This window comes from Arthrobacter sp. KKT183 (assembly GCF_055657625.1).
Genome location: NZ_CM145770.1, coordinates 2,312,005 through 2,326,375 on the forward strand (window position 1 = coordinate 2,312,005; position 14,371 = coordinate 2,326,375).

Annotated in this window: 13 protein-coding genes; 4 read left to right on the forward strand and 9 right to left on the reverse strand. The window is 61.0% G+C overall.

All coding sequences use genetic code 11. The features are described 5' to 3' along the window. Positions 1-3: 3 nt before the first annotated feature. From ACZ2GY_RS11020 to ACZ2GY_RS11045, 6 genes are read right to left on the reverse strand one after another with little or no spacing between them, the layout of a single operon-like run. Positions 4-459, reverse strand: a complete 456-nt coding sequence (locus ACZ2GY_RS11020) for a hypothetical protein (RefSeq protein ID WP_277357912.1) — start codon at positions 457-459, stop codon at positions 4-6. Then, positions 440-829, reverse strand: coding sequence for a TadE/TadG family type IV pilus assembly protein (locus ACZ2GY_RS11025; RefSeq protein ID WP_346028411.1), 390 nt, complete (start codon positions 827-829; stop codon positions 440-442). Before ACZ2GY_RS11025 ends, ACZ2GY_RS11020 begins: the two co-directional genes overlap by 20 nt. 25 nt (positions 830-854) lie before the next feature. Then, positions 855-1,073: a hypothetical protein gene (locus ACZ2GY_RS11030; protein ID WP_277357913.1), complete on the reverse strand. Its 219-nt coding sequence runs from the start codon at positions 1,071-1,073 to the stop codon at positions 855-857. A 23-nt stretch (positions 1,074-1,096) separates the two neighbouring features. Continuing rightward, complete coding sequence (locus tag ACZ2GY_RS11035; RefSeq protein ID WP_277357914.1) at positions 1,097-2,026, reverse strand: type II secretion system F family protein; 930 nt, start codon at positions 2,024-2,026, stop codon at positions 1,097-1,099. After that, complete coding sequence (locus tag ACZ2GY_RS11040; protein WP_346028079.1) at positions 2,026-2,883, reverse strand: type II secretion system F family protein; 858 nt, start codon at positions 2,881-2,883, stop codon at positions 2,026-2,028. The genes ACZ2GY_RS11035 and ACZ2GY_RS11040 overlap by 1 nt, the downstream gene beginning before the upstream one ends. Continuing rightward, positions 2,880-4,103: a CpaF family protein gene (locus ACZ2GY_RS11045; RefSeq protein WP_346028078.1), complete on the reverse strand. Its 1,224-nt coding sequence runs from the start codon at positions 4,101-4,103 to the stop codon at positions 2,880-2,882. The genes ACZ2GY_RS11040 and ACZ2GY_RS11045 overlap by 4 nt, the downstream gene beginning before the upstream one ends. A 258-nt stretch (positions 4,104-4,361) precedes the next feature. Between ACZ2GY_RS11045 and ACZ2GY_RS11050 the strand changes: the two genes are divergently transcribed. Continuing rightward, positions 4,362-7,061, forward strand: coding sequence for a GH25 family lysozyme (locus ACZ2GY_RS11050; RefSeq protein ID WP_471671877.1), 2,700 nt, complete (start codon positions 4,362-4,364; stop codon positions 7,059-7,061). Between the two features lie 93 nt (positions 7,062-7,154). Here the strand turns inward: ACZ2GY_RS11050 and ACZ2GY_RS11055 are convergent, their stop codons facing one another. Further along, positions 7,155-7,466 carry a DUF2304 family protein gene (locus tag ACZ2GY_RS11055; RefSeq protein WP_471673585.1) on the reverse strand — a complete coding sequence of 104 codons (312 nt, stop codon included), beginning with the start codon at positions 7,464-7,466 and terminating at the stop codon, positions 7,155-7,157. A gap of 43 nt (positions 7,467-7,509) precedes the next feature. Then, positions 7,510-8,175 carry a glycosyltransferase family 2 protein gene (locus ACZ2GY_RS11060; protein WP_471671878.1) on the reverse strand — a complete coding sequence of 222 codons (666 nt, stop codon included), beginning with the start codon at positions 8,173-8,175 and terminating at the stop codon, positions 7,510-7,512. A gap of 138 nt (positions 8,176-8,313) precedes the next feature. On the opposite strand from ACZ2GY_RS11060, the gene ACZ2GY_RS11065 reads away from it, so the two are divergent. From ACZ2GY_RS11065 to ACZ2GY_RS11075, 3 genes are read left to right on the forward strand one after another with little or no spacing between them, the layout of a single operon-like run. Beyond that, entirely contained in the window at positions 8,314-9,492 is a 1,179-nt protein-coding gene (locus ACZ2GY_RS11065; protein ID WP_471671879.1) for a polysaccharide pyruvyl transferase family protein, read from the forward strand. 34 nt (positions 9,493-9,526) lie between these two features. Further along, positions 9,527-11,533: a DUF6541 family protein gene (locus ACZ2GY_RS11070; protein WP_471671880.1), complete on the forward strand. Its 2,007-nt coding sequence runs from the start codon at positions 9,527-9,529 to the stop codon at positions 11,531-11,533. A gap of 34 nt (positions 11,534-11,567) precedes the next feature. Next, positions 11,568-13,631 (forward strand): DUF6541 family protein, encoded by a 2,064-nt coding sequence (locus tag ACZ2GY_RS11075; protein WP_471671881.1) that lies wholly within the window; start codon positions 11,568-11,570, stop codon positions 13,629-13,631. A 9-nt stretch (positions 13,632-13,640) separates the two neighbouring features. Here the strand turns inward: ACZ2GY_RS11075 and ACZ2GY_RS11080 are convergent, their stop codons facing one another. After that, positions 13,641-14,369, reverse strand: coding sequence for an ABC transporter ATP-binding protein (locus ACZ2GY_RS11080; protein ID WP_471671882.1), 729 nt, complete (start codon positions 14,367-14,369; stop codon positions 13,641-13,643). Positions 14,370-14,371 lie beyond the last annotated feature (2 nt).

Genomic DNA, 14,371 nt, shown 5'->3' on the forward strand with positions numbered 1-14,371 from the left:
GCATCATCCGAAACGCTCCACGAGCTGGGTTGCGCTTGAATCGACCGTGGCTGCTGACGTGTTGAGGCCGGGCATCGTGGGGATCAGCGGCAGCGGAACCCTCAGATCGACGGCGACGGTGACGCTCGACCCGGGCTCCAGGCAGGTGCCTGCGCAGGTAATCGTCACCGCTGCGTCTTCGGGTGCGAATCCGAAATCGTTGATGGTGAACTCCACAGCCTGTTCAGCGCGGGCATAAGCCTCCTCTGGGCTATCCGAGTCAACGAAAACCTTGGCTGCCTGGTCGGCAGCGCCAACGACGGCGAATGACGCCCCCTGCACTGAGCCCACAGTCAGCACGAGGTAGACAACGGGCACCAGCAAGAGCAGACCAAGGAAGGTGAATTCGAGAACTGCGCTGCCGTCGTCGTCGTTGTCTTGCCAAGCTGCGCGGACGCGCTCAGGAAGGAAGCGCAGCATGTCCGTTGACCTCCATGGTTCCGGACGGACCAATCAGCCCGATCACGGGAATCGGAGCGCGAACCGTGACCTGAAGGACGGCAGAGCCGCCCCGATTGACCCGGCTCACCGACACGTCCTGTGCGTAGGCGCTGTTGATCGCATCGGCGATGAGTGAACTTGTGCGCGCTGCTGCATCCGCTGGTGAGCGATCGGCGAGAGTGCCGTAGCGAGCACCGGAAGAGGCCGCGTCGATCAGCGTGTTTCGCACATGAAGTACGAGCGTGAGTTGAACGATCGCAATGAAGATGATCGTCAGCAGGCCGCCGATGAGAGCGAAGTCGACCGTTGCGGCGCCCCGTTCATTCGGGTGCCGGTGCCGGTTGTCCATGCCCGAGGAGAGGAGAGTCACCGCGTTATGGACTGACGCGGTTGATCGCCTCGTTGAACAGTCCCTCCAGCGCCGGCGATGCAATAGCCAGAAGTGCGGCCACCAGGACGGCTGACATCAGCGTGATCATCACCCACCCAGGCACGTCACCGCGCTCGGGGTGGTCCGCAGTGTGCGTGAGGTGCCCACGGATTCGGAGGAGGGTCGTCGTGAACAGAAAGCGTGCGATGAGGCGGTTACGCATGCTGGTTCCTTTCTTTGAGGTGATTAGAGTCCAAGGTTGATCAGGGCAATACCTGGGTAGACGGCAAACAGAACGGTGAGCGGCAAGACGCCAAATACGAGGGGCACCATCATGGCGATCTCCTTTCGTCCGGCAGATTCCATGAGTTCCCGCTTTGAGAGGTCCCTCACGTCCTGCGCCTGGGCGCGGAGTACATCGGCGAGCGGTGTTCCCCTCTCAACAGCTACGCTGATGCCGTCAACGAACCGTACGAGCGGCGCCAGTTGGGTGCGGTTGGAGAAGTTCTGAAGGGACTGCATCAAGGGCGTTCCGGCTCGGGTTTCGGCAAGAACGCGTGCGAATTCTTTGGTCAGCTCACCGTGGCCTGTCCTGCAGATACGTTCCAGTGCGCCGGTAGCGCTCTCGCCCGCGCTGACGGCGAGGGCCATCAACTCGGCGAGGCTTGGGAATTCTGCGAGGATGCGGCTTTCCCGCTTCCTAATCTGTGCACCGAGCAGGTAATCGCGCAGGAGATAGCCGCCGGCAGCACTGCCGAACACGATGAGGATCGCGAGCATTACGTTGAAACTGCCGGAGGCCGCCAAAGTGAGAAGGATTGTTGTCGACGCGGCAAGCCCGATGCTCCCCCAGATGATTTGCTCGGCACGAAAGTCGAGGACGGATTGTGAGCGGCCCGCCTGCTCCAGCCTTCTCGCGAGAACGGACGACGCCGGGCTGAACCTGTTGAGCCAGGTGACGGCGTCGCGCGCCACTGGCCGGATGATTCGTTCCAGCGGTCCAAAGGGGGTAACCGTTTGGGCATGCAAAAGTCTTGAGCTCACGTCTACAGACTTCAGTTGGGGAGCGATGCGCTCAACGAACCGCGGCTGACGCATGATCGGCAGCCGGACGAATATCAGCCAGAGCCCGGATCCCAGGCATGCGCCCACGAGTGCCGCCAGTGCAAACTCCATCAGCTCAGCACCCGCTCGTCATCAGGCAAGGCGCCGATCCGCAGCATAATCCAGTAGCAGAACGCCGAAACCAGTAGTCCCCCGATGAGCACTACCGCGCCACCGGCTGTGTTGTACGCCGCGACGGCTTCAGGCCGGGTCGAGAGCAGGGCCAACACGATCCATGGTGCTGCCACAGCAAGCCTGGCGGCATTTACGGTCCAGGATTGGCGTGCCTCAAGCTCGCTTCGGGTTCTTGCGCTGTCACGCAGGAATTCCGCGAGGGTGCCCAGCAGCCTGCCCAGATCGGTGCCGCCGACCTCGCGGGTGAGGCGCAATGCCTCCACGATGCGGTCGGCCACAGGATCGGCCAGCCGGTCCTTCAGGCGATCGAGGGACTGATCGAATTGTCCGCCGGATCGATAATCGCCCGCAAACTCTCGGAAAGCCGGCCGTAATTCCTCCGGCCCCTTTACGCCTAGCTGCATCAGTGCTTCGGGCAGGGACAAGCCGGCGCGGATGGCGGATCGAAGGTGGTCTACTACATCAGGCCACAGCTCCCGCAGCGAGGCTGTGCGCTTGCGCGCGCGCCAGCGGACCAGCATGACCGGCAACAGCCCGCCGAAGATCGCGAAGCAGGCCGCTATGGCCGGCGTGCCCGTAAAGACGAAGACAAAGAGGAACACAAAGAGGGCCGCAATCCCGCTGGCTGCCAGCAAACCGCCCGCTGATACGCGCTCTACGCCGGCCCGCAGGAGCAGTTCCTCCACCTTGCCGGCACCACGCCGGGCCTTCGCAGGCCGCGGTGGGACCGCCCAGGTCGACCACCAGATCAGCAACAGTCCGGCTCCGAGTGCCACACCGACTGCAACGGTCATGATGGGCTCAGGAGCGAGGCGACGGTGTAGCCGGCGGCCGCGAACTTCTCCTCGGCAGGCATGCTCGAAGCGGTGGCATGCAGCTCACCATCCGCTCGTTTGAACAAGGTCGAGGTCTCAATCACACCGTTCTCGACGCGGCGCCCCAGTGCAACGATCTCCGCCACCCGCCGTTGCCCGGATCGCTCGCGAACGCAATGCACCACTAAATCGATGCAGGAGGCAACCGTCGGCACCACGAAAGCGCTGGAGATGTTTGCGCCCGCCAACAGAGGCAGCGTACAAATTTTGGTCACTGCATCATGGGCACTGTTGGCATGCACGCTGCACATTCCAGGCAAGCCCGAATTCAGAGCGATGAGCATATCGAGACTTTCAGCTTCCCGAACTTCACCGACGATGAGCCGATCGGGACGCATGCGGAGTGCCTCCTTAACGAGGCGTCGCAACGGTATTTCGCCATGACCCTCAAGGTTGGGCTGCCGGCACTGCAACCCCACGACGTCACGCAAGGGAAACTGAAGCTCGAAGATTTCCTCGACAGTCACGACCCGTTCGCGAGAGCCGATGCTGGCTCCAAGGCAATTTAGCAGTGTGGTCTTGCCTGCCTGCGTCGCACCGGAAACGAGTATGTTCAGGCCGCTTGCCACGGCGGCGTTGAGGAACTTGGCGGCCTGCGGCGTCAGTGACCCCAGTTCGACCAGATGCTCAAGGCGCGTCGCACGAGAGATGAACTTTCGGATGTTGACTGCCCAGTGGCGTCGGGTGACATCCGGTATCACGACGTGCAGCCTCGACCCGTCGGGCAGGGAGGCGTCGACGAACGGCGAAGAGAGGTCCAGCCTTCGACCGGACGATTTCAGCATCTTCTCAACGAGGTCGCGGACCTGCTGTTCGGTGAGAGTCAGTGATGTAAGCTCCGACTCGCCTGCCCGCGCGACGTAAATTTCCGAGGGCGAGTTAATCCAAACTTCTTCAATGGCTGGATCGTCGAGCAGCGGCTGTAGCGCGCCGTAGCCGGCCACAGCGTCGAAAACATGGCGCCGGGCTTGCTCCAGTTGGCCCAGCGGCGGCAGCGGACCGACGAGCGATCGTTCGTCGTAGTCATTAACCGCAGCCTCGACAAGCCGCCGCACTTCCGGCCCCTGCAAGGACGGATCAAGACCACGACGACGGATGAGTTCTCTTACCTCATCCTCAACAATGCGCACTGCATCCATAGTTTTCCCCAAGGATTCGGCATGCAGGAGGGAGGCGCACGCCGGAGACTGTCAGACTGGTAATGCACGATCGAAGGTTTGTTTCCCTGCCTCAAAGCGTAGGCCACGGCGAAACAACTTACTTAGCCCGATGAAGCGACCTGTGGACAACCATGCTTCAAGTCGTCACATCTGTCCCTCTTCATAAGTAACACGCAGGTACCCTTTCCTGGGAAACGCCCGGCCCCTGCCGGGGCTTGCACTATCTGGAGATTTCCCTTGATAGCTTCCCGCGCCTCGACAACGTTCGCACTCTCCTCGCTGGTCACTCTTGGCCTCCTCGCCGGAATGACGCCAGCGGTCGGAACTGAAACGCCGACGACGACGGCCACGGCTCCGGCGGAAGTAGCCACCGCTTCCCCGCCGGCGGCTCCGGCGGCTCCTGCGAGCGAACCCGCGGATCCCGTAGAGGAACCGGCACCATCGCCAGCGGCCTCGCCTTCGCAGTCATCAGTGGCACCAGAGGCGCCCACTGCTCTTGATTACCGAAACAACTCCGACCTGCTCGCGGACCTCATAGGAGAACATGGGGCAAGCATGGGACAGGGCATCGAGCGTCTGGAAGTGACGGGAGATGCGCAAAAGCCGGCACCCCGTGAGGATGCTTCCCCGCTCAGCAACGGTGCTGACTCAACCGATTCAGTCGAAGGCGCAGCAATGGCGCCCCTTGCAACCAACTACTGGCAACCGTCGTCGGGCGTCCTTGGTGTCGACGTCAGCAGCCATCAGGGCTACGTGGATTGGAATGGCGCATGGAACTACGGCTCGCGTTGGGCCTACGTGAAGGCGACGGAAGCGCTTGTCTACAAGAACCCTGAGTTCGGTCACCAGTACAACGGTTCCGGCGACCGAGGAATGCTCCGCGGTGCCTACCACTTCGCTATTCCGAACGTCTCGAGCGGTGCTGCCCAGGCGAACTACTTCGTCGCAAACGGCGGCGGCTGGAGCGCGGACGGGAAAACCCTGCCGCCGCTCCTGGACGTGGAATACAACCCCTACGACGAGCTTGGCAACGACTGCTACAACATGAGCGCATCGCAGATGGTCACTTGGATCCGGGACTTCTCGAATCGGATGGTGACCCTCACCGGCCGCAAGCCGATGATTTATACAACTACCGACTGGTGGAACCGGTGCACAGGCAGCAGCACGGCCTTCTCGGATCATGCGCTGCACGTGGCCTCCTACAATAACTACGGCGCAGGGACTTTGCCCGCCAGCTGGGATTTCTATAGCGTCTGGCAGTACACCGACTCTGGTCCGGTTGTCGGCGACTGGAATCAGTGGAACGGGTCCCTCACCAGCCTCCAGGCTTTCGCACGGGGCGGCAGTGCTCCCACGGCCGTCTCACCCAAGCCGTCGGTGCGGTCGCTCGCGGATATGGTGGCGGTCGACTCGTCCGGCACGCTATGGAACTACCCGGCCAACGGTAAGGGTGGTTTTGGCGCAAGATCCCAGATCGGCTCCGGGTGGGCCAGCGCCAAGTCCATCAACCCGGCGGACTGGAACGCGGACGGCACCATCGACCTTCTTGCCCAGTGGAACAACGGAACATTGAGTTACTACCCAGGCAAGCCGTCCGGCGGCTTTGACTCGCCCGTCCAGATCGGTTCTTCGGGCTGGCAGGACATCAGCATCGCCGTCGGGCCCTGGGTCAAAGGCCAAGGCATCACGGTAGTCGGCGCCCGTTCTGACGGCACGCTTCACTACTGGCCACATACCTCCACCCACCGGCTCGGCAACGCCGTGAGAATCGGGTCCGGCTTTACTGACATGCCCATTGTCATGGCCGATCAGAACCTCGACGGACGCATGGACCTGCTCTCCCGCGACTCCAACGACAACCTGCTGCGCTACACCGGTTCCGGAACCGGAAGCATCGTCTCCGGTTCACGAACTGTGATCGGCAACGGGTGGGGCGTGATCGATGCCATCAATGTTGTCGACGGCTTCACCGGCACCAGCAGCCGCGGGATGATCGGGCGCACTACCACGGGTACCCTCTCGTATTACCCGTTCACAGCCAACGGGTTCGCCAGCGCATCCACGGTTGGTTCCGGATGGAGCTCCTACACCATTGCTGGCACTGACTTCACGTCGGCTGCCCCTGCGTCTGCTCCGGAGCTGACCCCGGAACCCGAGCCGGAACCCTCGCCCGCACCGGCCCCCGCCCAGCCGTCGGTGCGTGCGCTCGCGGATATGGTGGCTATTGATTCAAGCGGCAAGCTCTGGAACTACCCAGCCAACGGGAAAGGCGGGTTCGATGCGCGGTTCCAGATCGGTTCCGGGTGGAGTGCAGCCGCGTCCATCAATCCCGTGGACTGGAACGCCGACGGCACCATCGACCTTCTCGCGCAGTGGGACAACGGAGTCCTGAACTACTATGCGGGCAAACCTACGGGTGGCTTCAACTCCCCTGTTCAGATAGGCACCGGCTGGCAAGGCATCAGCATCGCCGTCGGTCCCTGGATCAAAGGACAAGGCGCGACTGTGGTTGGGGCGCGCTCGGACGGCGCTCTCTACTACTGGCCTCATACCTCAACGCACCGACTGGGCAACGCCATCAAAATCGGCTCCGGCTTCACCGGCATGCCCATCGTCATGGCCGACCAAAACCTCGACGGCCGTATGGACCTGCTCTCACGCGACTCTAACAACAACCTGCTGCGCTATACCGGCAGCGGAACCGGAAGCATCGTCTCGGGCTCTCGCACCACCGTCGGAACCGGCTGGCACACTATTGACGCTATCAACCCCGTCGACAGCTTCAACAGCACCACCAGCCGCGGACTGATCGGACGCACCACCAACGGCACCCTCACCTACTACCCCTTCACCACCAACGGCTTCGGACAAGCAACCAGCGTTGGGTCAGGCTGGAACACTTTCACCATCGCAGGGACAGACTTCTCCAAGTAGGTCCCCGAAAGGGACATGTCGATTTCTCGGACCGATGTGAGGTGCAATGCAAGGCGATCAGCGCCTAACTCCGAGTTTCAGCGGTGCAGCGCTCTATCGAGATTCCCAAGGGCGCGCAGCTTCATCGAGCGCAACACGACGCGCCAACTTCGTGATTGAGGATTCCATATACCTGAACCGTTGGTGAGTTGTAGACATGTACACCAGAAAACTGACGATGAAGGCGTAGAGCACTAGGTCCGTGCCTCGGCCTATACCCAACACATGCGCAGCAGATGTAAGTAACGTTGGGAAGAAAATAGATAACACGGCTATCAGCGCGAAAAGTAAAACCATGATTCGCCGAACAGCCATATGTTTTGCGTTGGAGCCACCGCGAATAAGCACTAACGAAACAGTGGTCACAGCCAGTACGAGCAGGATTTGAACTACGAAAAGCAATTTATCATCACCTAAACAGAAGGTCAGCGATTATATTGACCGAATTGAGGAGCGATTGGCCCTTGGACTTCGAGTACTCGGTGTAAATAATCTGCACAGGGTGCTCGGTCCAACGTGGTTTCAGCACGGACAACAACTGGACCAGTTCCGAAGCATGGGCCATGCGGTTCTGTGTGAGGTGGATATTGGACGTCACGCTTCGCGAGAAGGCCCGGAGACCATTATGTGCGTCGGTCAGCGGCATTCCGGTCGTCAGTCGAGTTTGGAAAGCAGCCGTGCGAAGGACCATCCTTTTCAACCACCCGATGTTGGTCCGGCTGTCCAGGAAGCGGGAACCAAGAACTACGTCGGCTTCTCCTGAGTTCAACCGGGAAACCATCGCCATTGCATCTTCAACGCGATGCTGTCCATCCGCATCGAAGGTCACGACGTTGACCATGTCGGGATCGGAGAGCGCGTACTCGAACCCTGTCTGTAACGCCGCTCCCTGACCGAGATTCACGGGATGCTGAACAACGATGGCGCCAGCCGCGCGGGCCGCTTCGGCGGAGGTGTCCGTACTGCCGTCGTCCACGCACACGACGTGAGGGAAGTGCGGAAGCAGTCCCCGGACAACTTCGCCAATTACCGGGGCTTCGTTGTAGAGGGGAATAACTATCCAAGTGCGACTCACTAGGCAAGTATCCCATAGCGAACACATACCCTCGGGACGCAGGGAATGCCGCATCAGGCGGGTTAGGTGCTGTTTTGGCCTTCATAACCCTGCGCATCCGCACCCGATCGCGCCCAGCCCCTGCGCTAAGGTCTTTCTATGAATGGCAAGCCTCTCTATCTTGTCGGCCCGTCGGGACACCCGAATTTTGGCGACGAGTTCATCACAGCCTGCTGGCTCCGGTTCCTCGCCGCTGAAAGGCCCGACGACGATGTCTGGCTTGATTGCCCGCACCCCGGTCCGGCGCAGGTCCTCTTTGCCGGTCTGCACCCGCGACTGCACATAACGAACACCTTGTGGCGGTGCGCGAGCGAGAACCAAGAGCTTGCTGCACCTGAACTCGCGGAACGCATGAAGTCCTTAGTAACCCACCTTGGCTCCCCCACCTTCGACCTTGGCCTGCTGATGCTGCGCGAGGCTGCCTCTCTCCACCTCATCGGCGGCGGCTATATCAACGGGATGTGGGCTCACCATTCGGCACTCATTCATGCAATGCGCGCCGTGCACGATCTGACCGGCGCCCCGTTGTTTGGCACTGGCCTCGGACTAATGCCCGGACTCTACGACGAACCTACCAACCGCACTCTCTTCAACGACTTCGCCCACGTGAGCGCTCGCGACGCGGTGAGCTCGGAAGTTTACGGCCTCCCGCAAGCTCCGGACGATGCGTTTCTGGGGGTCAAGCACGAACTCGGGAGGAACAACCAGGACGGCGTTTTCGTATGTATCCAGAGCGATACAGCAGACCCAACCATGGTGGACAGCGCGATCGCCACCACACGGACCATCCTCGAGCCCATAGCCGCCGGACGTTCCATCCATTACGTCGAAGCGGTTCCCGGAGCGGATCGCGTGGCCTTTGATCGCCTCTCGGACATCATTCCCGCTGAGAACTTCCTATCCTTCGCAGAGGTGTGGCAGCAGGGGCTTCCGTTGTCCGGACGGCAGACCTGGATTACGACACGATTCCATTTTCATCTTCTCGCTGCTGCCGCAGGAGCAGACGGCGTCGCCCTGCCGGTAAAGCCGGGCTATTACGACGTCAAGCATCAGTCTCTGATTGATCTCGGGAGCCGGTGGAGCCTGGGTGGAGGTAGCGCGGTCAGCCCGGGTGGGGGCGGATCACTTGCCCTGCGGCTCGACGAGCTCAGCGCACAAAAGGAATCCGAAGCGCTGGACCTGTACGGCCAGCAGAGGTCCTCACCAGCGCCGGGCGGCCCTCTAACCCGTTTCGGACGGTCAGCGGGCAAGTCCTTGGGTAGTCGGCTTCGTCGATGAGCCTTGCCTTCTGATGCTCCAGGAAGTCGCTCACTTGGCAGCGCTTGCACCTGTCGGTCTCATTGCCACAGCAATTTTTATCGTGCCAGGCTTACTCACGCTGCTGCCGATAGGCACACCGCTGCCCGCTGCCCTCGTTCTCGCCCCGGCTGTCGGCCTCGTCCCCTTGAGTGCCACGGGCGTTGTGCTGGCGGCGTTGGATATTCCGTGGGACCGCACGACGGTGACACTCGCCATGGTGATCAACTTCGGCATTTTCTGGCTGATTGCACGGCGGTTCCGGTTTGAACGGATAGTGGTACCGAAGTACGGCTGGCAGTTCGTATCTGCTCTGGCTGCAGCCATAGGCGCGTCATCGTTGCTGACAATGGTCGCACTCCATAGGGGCATGGGAAGCCTGGACACCGCATCACAGGGGTGGGATCCCATCTTCCACATGAACGCCATACAGTGGATACGCGAATCTGGAGAAGCTGGCCCCTGGAGCGTGTCCCCCATCTTCGCGGGCGGCAGTTACTACCCCATCGGGTGGCACCTGGTGGCATCCTTAATCCCGGGTGACGTCGTTTCAGCGTCCAATATCTCGACGTTCGTGATCGGCGGGCTTCTCTGGCCGGTCGGCCTGGTCTACCTGGCATCTGTGATCTTCCCGGCACGCCGCGGTATCTGGCTTCTTGCCCCTATCCTTGGCGCCTCGTACATCAGCTTTCCCTTCGCGCAACTTGTGCGCAGCGGACAATGGCCGAACGGGTTCGGCACCGCTCTGGTGCCGGCCGCTCTCGCCATCGTCATCGTCTCATTGCGTCTATTTCGGACATCCAGAGCAGAACGCCCTCCAGCACCGGTATTCTGGCAGCGCAGGGTGGTCCCGAGTTTATTGGTAGCCACCCTCACTCTCGCAGGCACCGCTGCTGCCCACCCGGGCGCGTTGATTGCCGTCGGGGTCGCCGCTACGCCGTTTGCAGTCGCGTATTGCGTTCCATGGCTCGGCGAAGCCATTAGACATCATCGCAAGGGTAACTACATCTCGGTGATCGCGGTCTTCGCGCTTCTCATTGCAGGGGCGGCTGCCCTGGGGCAGTCCCGCATCCTGGAGTCCGTGATGCAGTACAACCGAGCGGTGCGAGCAGAGCTTCCGGAGGCGGTGCCCTTCGCGGTCTTCGATCTGGCAACCTTCCCCGTGCTGCAAGCGCCCGACCTCGACGAGTTCAATCTTTACGTCGGAGTGCTGGCAGGTACAGGCGCCGTTGCCTGCATGGTTCTTCGCGGTCACCGCGCCCTAGCCACTGCCTGGTTATCCTTCGTGCTTCTCCACATTCTTGCTGCGGGACCCGAGAATCCCTTTCGATGGCTAACGGGCTTCTGGTATAAGGACACCCAACGCATCGCTCCGATGATTGCAATGACCGGCGCCCTTTTGGCAGCTTGGACCGTGGCGCAGCTCGCACGTATGGCGGCAAGGGTTGTTCAGCGCGCGGTAGAACGACGGACCCCCCGTTTCCATCATGCCGGTTCCGGTTACGTCGCTGCGGCTATCGCGCTCCTGCTGGTGGCAGCCATCTACGTGGTGTCCGACAACTTCCGTGCTGCAGATCGAATTGCTGTAACTGCCAAGAACTATAGCGTTGACATCGGTGGGATGGGCGTCCTCTCCGAAGGTGAGCAGGATTTCATCGAAGAAGTGTCGGGCTTGTTACCCGATGATGCGGTCGTCGTAGGTGATCCGTTCAATGGAGAGACATACTTCTACACCCTTGCCCAACGCCGGGTGGTTTACACGCAGCTTGGCTCACCAACCTCCGGCAATGAAGCGAAGGAGTACCTGCGCAGATCCTTCAATCGGATTCATTCCGACCCGGCGGTGTGCCGGGCGCTCAGCGCGCTCGGGGCAACCCACTTCTACGAGGATCGGCCGGGAATATCCCATGCGAGCGACGGACTGGCTGACTGGCCGGGCTTCTACGGCACTGACACTGCCCAGGGCTTCGAGGTCATACGCAGGCAGGGACCACACGCTGTGTACGAGATCACCGCGTGCTGAGACGTCTATCCAACTTGTCGGCCAATAGGCGCTGATGCAGCGTGATAGTGTCGGTGAGTTCGCCAGCCTTGGTTTCTTCCTTGATGCTCGCGCCGACCACACTTCCCGGATTCCGCAGGAGTACCCAATGTCCTGGTGGGCTGCACTGCCGGCGATCGCTGCGGCGATCGCCTTACTTTTGATACCCGGCCTTTTGTTTTCAGCAGCGCTCCGCGCAAGAGGACCCCTAGCAGTGGGTCTGGTGCCGATGTTCTCGGTGGGACTTGTGGGAGTTGCAGGCGTCTTGGCAGCCTTTGCGGGCCTGGAGTGGTCCGTTCTGACCTTTCTACTTCTCAGCGTCGCACTGTGCGCCGTGGCCTTCGGTGTAACGAAGCTCGTTGATGCAAGAATCGACCGGACCTACTCCCCCAAACTGGATCGGGTTTCCCTGACAGCCGGTCTCACCGGGCTGGCTGTCGGCGGCGCGGCTTCCGTGTACAACATTTCCCGAGCCCTCGGCGCTCCGGATAATATTGCGCAACGCTACGACAACGTCTTTCACCTGAACGCGGTCAAGTTTGTCCTTGAGGAAGGCCAGGCATCAAGCCTCACCCTGGGACGCCTCCTTAGCCCTGATGCCGGAATAGCAATCTACCCGGCGGCATGGCACGGCTTCGCGTCGATGGTCGCGCAGCTGAGCGGTCAGTCCATCCCCGTCGCAGTCAACGCCCTCAACATCGCCATCTGCTCGCTGGTATGGCCCGTTGGCGCTGTCCTGCTGACCCGGGTTGTCATCGGTCCGCGACCTTTCGCGATCCTTTTCGCCGGCATCTTTTCTGCGGCGTTTCCGGCTTTCCCATTGGGTCTGCTCGACTTCGGTCCCCTTTATCCGAACCTGCTCTCCTACTCTATTCTTCCGGCTGTCCTTGCTGTCGTCATATCAGTGCTCCGGTCACCCCGCGGCTCCGGACTCAGCCCATTCGGTTCCTTCATTGCCCTTGCCGCCGGACTTTCCGGATTATTTACAGCACAACCGAACGGCTTCTCGGCGTTGCTGGCACTCAGCGTGCCGCTCTTGGCATGGCGTTGGTGGATCTGGGCGCGGGCGAGGTACCAAACCGGTCCTGCCGTTTCGCTAGTGGTCCCGGGGCTCGTCGGGGCTGTATCGACAACTGCCTTCCTTGTGGTCTGGCAGGCATTGCTCATCACCGGCTATAACAGTTGGCAGCCCTTCAACGACAGCCGTTGGGACGCGATCGGTGAAGCGCTCACCAGCGCACCGCACGGACGGGATGCCGCTGTGGTTCTCGGCATCGCCACCGCGGCCGGGATAGTCGGCATCCTGAAGCGGAGAGCCCCGCTTTGGTTACTTGGCGTGTTTTCGGTCGCAGTTCTGCTCTATGTGATCGCGGCAAACGAGCCGCGTGGCTTTGTCCGCATGGCGTTCACCGGGTCCTGGTACCAGGATCCCCAGCGGCTTGCCTCCCTCCTGCCAATTCCGACCGTCGTTGTTGCGGCATTCGGAGCGGGATACCTCATCACCGGGGCCCGCCGCCTCGTTCAGCGCGCGGTCAATGGCGACGGATCCCGCCGAAGGGCCGCAGCGATACTGGCGGGAACGCTCACCCTGGCTTTCGTGGTGGTGGGTGCGCTGTACAGCCAGCGCGGCCCGATTGACCAGATGGTCGTTGCCACGCAGGTGAATCACACGTACGGCGGCAATCCCACCATTCTCTCGCCCTCCGAGCGCGAGTTGCTCGAGCGGCTTGACGAAACGGTTCCGGACGATGCAGTGGTCGGCGTCAATCCGTGGAACGGAAGCGCCCTGGCCTATGCATTCAGCGGCACCGAGGTCACGCAATACCACATGGGAACCCTCTCGGCGGATCTGTCACTGATAGCGCGTGAATTGGACTCGGCCGGCCCCACATCGGAGGCGTGTGCCGTAGCTGAGGATCTGGGAGTCGAGTATGTTCTCGACTTCGGCGACTATTACCTGCTGGATCGTCCGCTGGCCCACCTCTATCCGGCGTTCGACGAGGTCGAGGGCGCTTTAAACTACGAATTGGTGGATGAGGAAGGCGATGCCAAGCTCTATGAAGTAACCAACTGCGGCTAGTCCCGTGCTTTACAGACTCCGGATGTGTGCGATGGCCTCGGCCACCGGTGCATCATGGACTATTCGCCCTTTTTCCAGCACGACGCCGCGCCTGCAGATTTGCCCGATCAGATCGAGATCGTGGCTCACCACTACCAGTGTCTTCCCGGCTTCCGCGAGTTCCTTGATTTTACTGAGGCACTTGCGCTGAAACGGCTCGTCCCCTACCGCGAGAATTTCGTCGATCAGGAAAACATTAGGGTCAGTGTGCACGGCAACCGAGAATGCTAACCGCAGATACATGCCGGAAGAGTAGAACCGGACCTCCGTATCGATGAACTCACCGATTTCAGCGAACTCCACGATTGAATCGAACTGCCGGTGAATATCTTTCTCCGACATCCCAAGGATGGCACCGTTGAGGAAGACATTGTCCCTACCGCTCAGATCGGGATGGAACCCGGCGCCCACTTCAATGAGACCCGCTACCCGTCCCCGGGTCCGTACCGTTCCGGTATCCGGCAGCATGACGCCCGAAATGTGCTTGAGAAGGGTGGATTTCCCCGAACCGTTGAAGCCTAGGAGCGCTACCGTTTCACCCTCTTCCACTGTCAGGGACACGCTATCGAGGGCCGGGAAAGTCTTTGATAGGTCGCCCTTCCTCCCCTTCAGGAGCCACAGCACTGTCTCCTTGAGAGATCTTGTATGCCGAAGGGCGAACCGCTTCTGAATGCCTGATATTTCAATTGCCAACGCCATAT

Bases quoted from the DNA above. Each gene is read 5' to 3' on its own strand.
- ACZ2GY_RS11020 (WP_277357912.1), bottom strand. From the start codon at position 459: ATGCTGCGCTTCCTTCCTGAGCGCGTCCGCGCAGCTTGGCAAGACAAC.
- ACZ2GY_RS11025 (WP_346028411.1), bottom strand. From the start codon at position 829: ATGGACAACCGGCACCGGCACCCGAATGAACGGGGCGCCGCAACGGTC.
- ACZ2GY_RS11030 (WP_277357913.1), bottom strand. From the start codon at position 1,073: ATGCGTAACCGCCTCATCGCACGCTTTCTGTTCACGACGACCCTCCTC.
- ACZ2GY_RS11035 (WP_277357914.1), bottom strand. From the start codon at position 2,026: ATGGAGTTTGCACTGGCGGCACTCGTGGGCGCATGCCTGGGATCCGGG.
- ACZ2GY_RS11040 (WP_346028079.1), bottom strand. From the start codon at position 2,883: ATGACCGTTGCAGTCGGTGTGGCACTCGGAGCCGGACTGTTGCTGATC.
- ACZ2GY_RS11045 (WP_346028078.1), bottom strand. From the start codon at position 4,103: ATGGATGCAGTGCGCATTGTTGAGGATGAGGTAAGAGAACTCATCCGT.
- ACZ2GY_RS11065 (WP_471671879.1), top strand. From the start codon at position 8,314: ATGAATGGCAAGCCTCTCTATCTTGTCGGCCCGTCGGGACACCCGAAT.
- ACZ2GY_RS11075 (WP_471671881.1), top strand. From the start codon at position 11,568: ATGCAGCGTGATAGTGTCGGTGAGTTCGCCAGCCTTGGTTTCTTCCTT.
- ACZ2GY_RS11080 (WP_471671882.1), bottom strand. From the start codon at position 14,369: ATGGCGTTGGCAATTGAAATATCAGGCATTCAGAAGCGGTTCGCCCTT.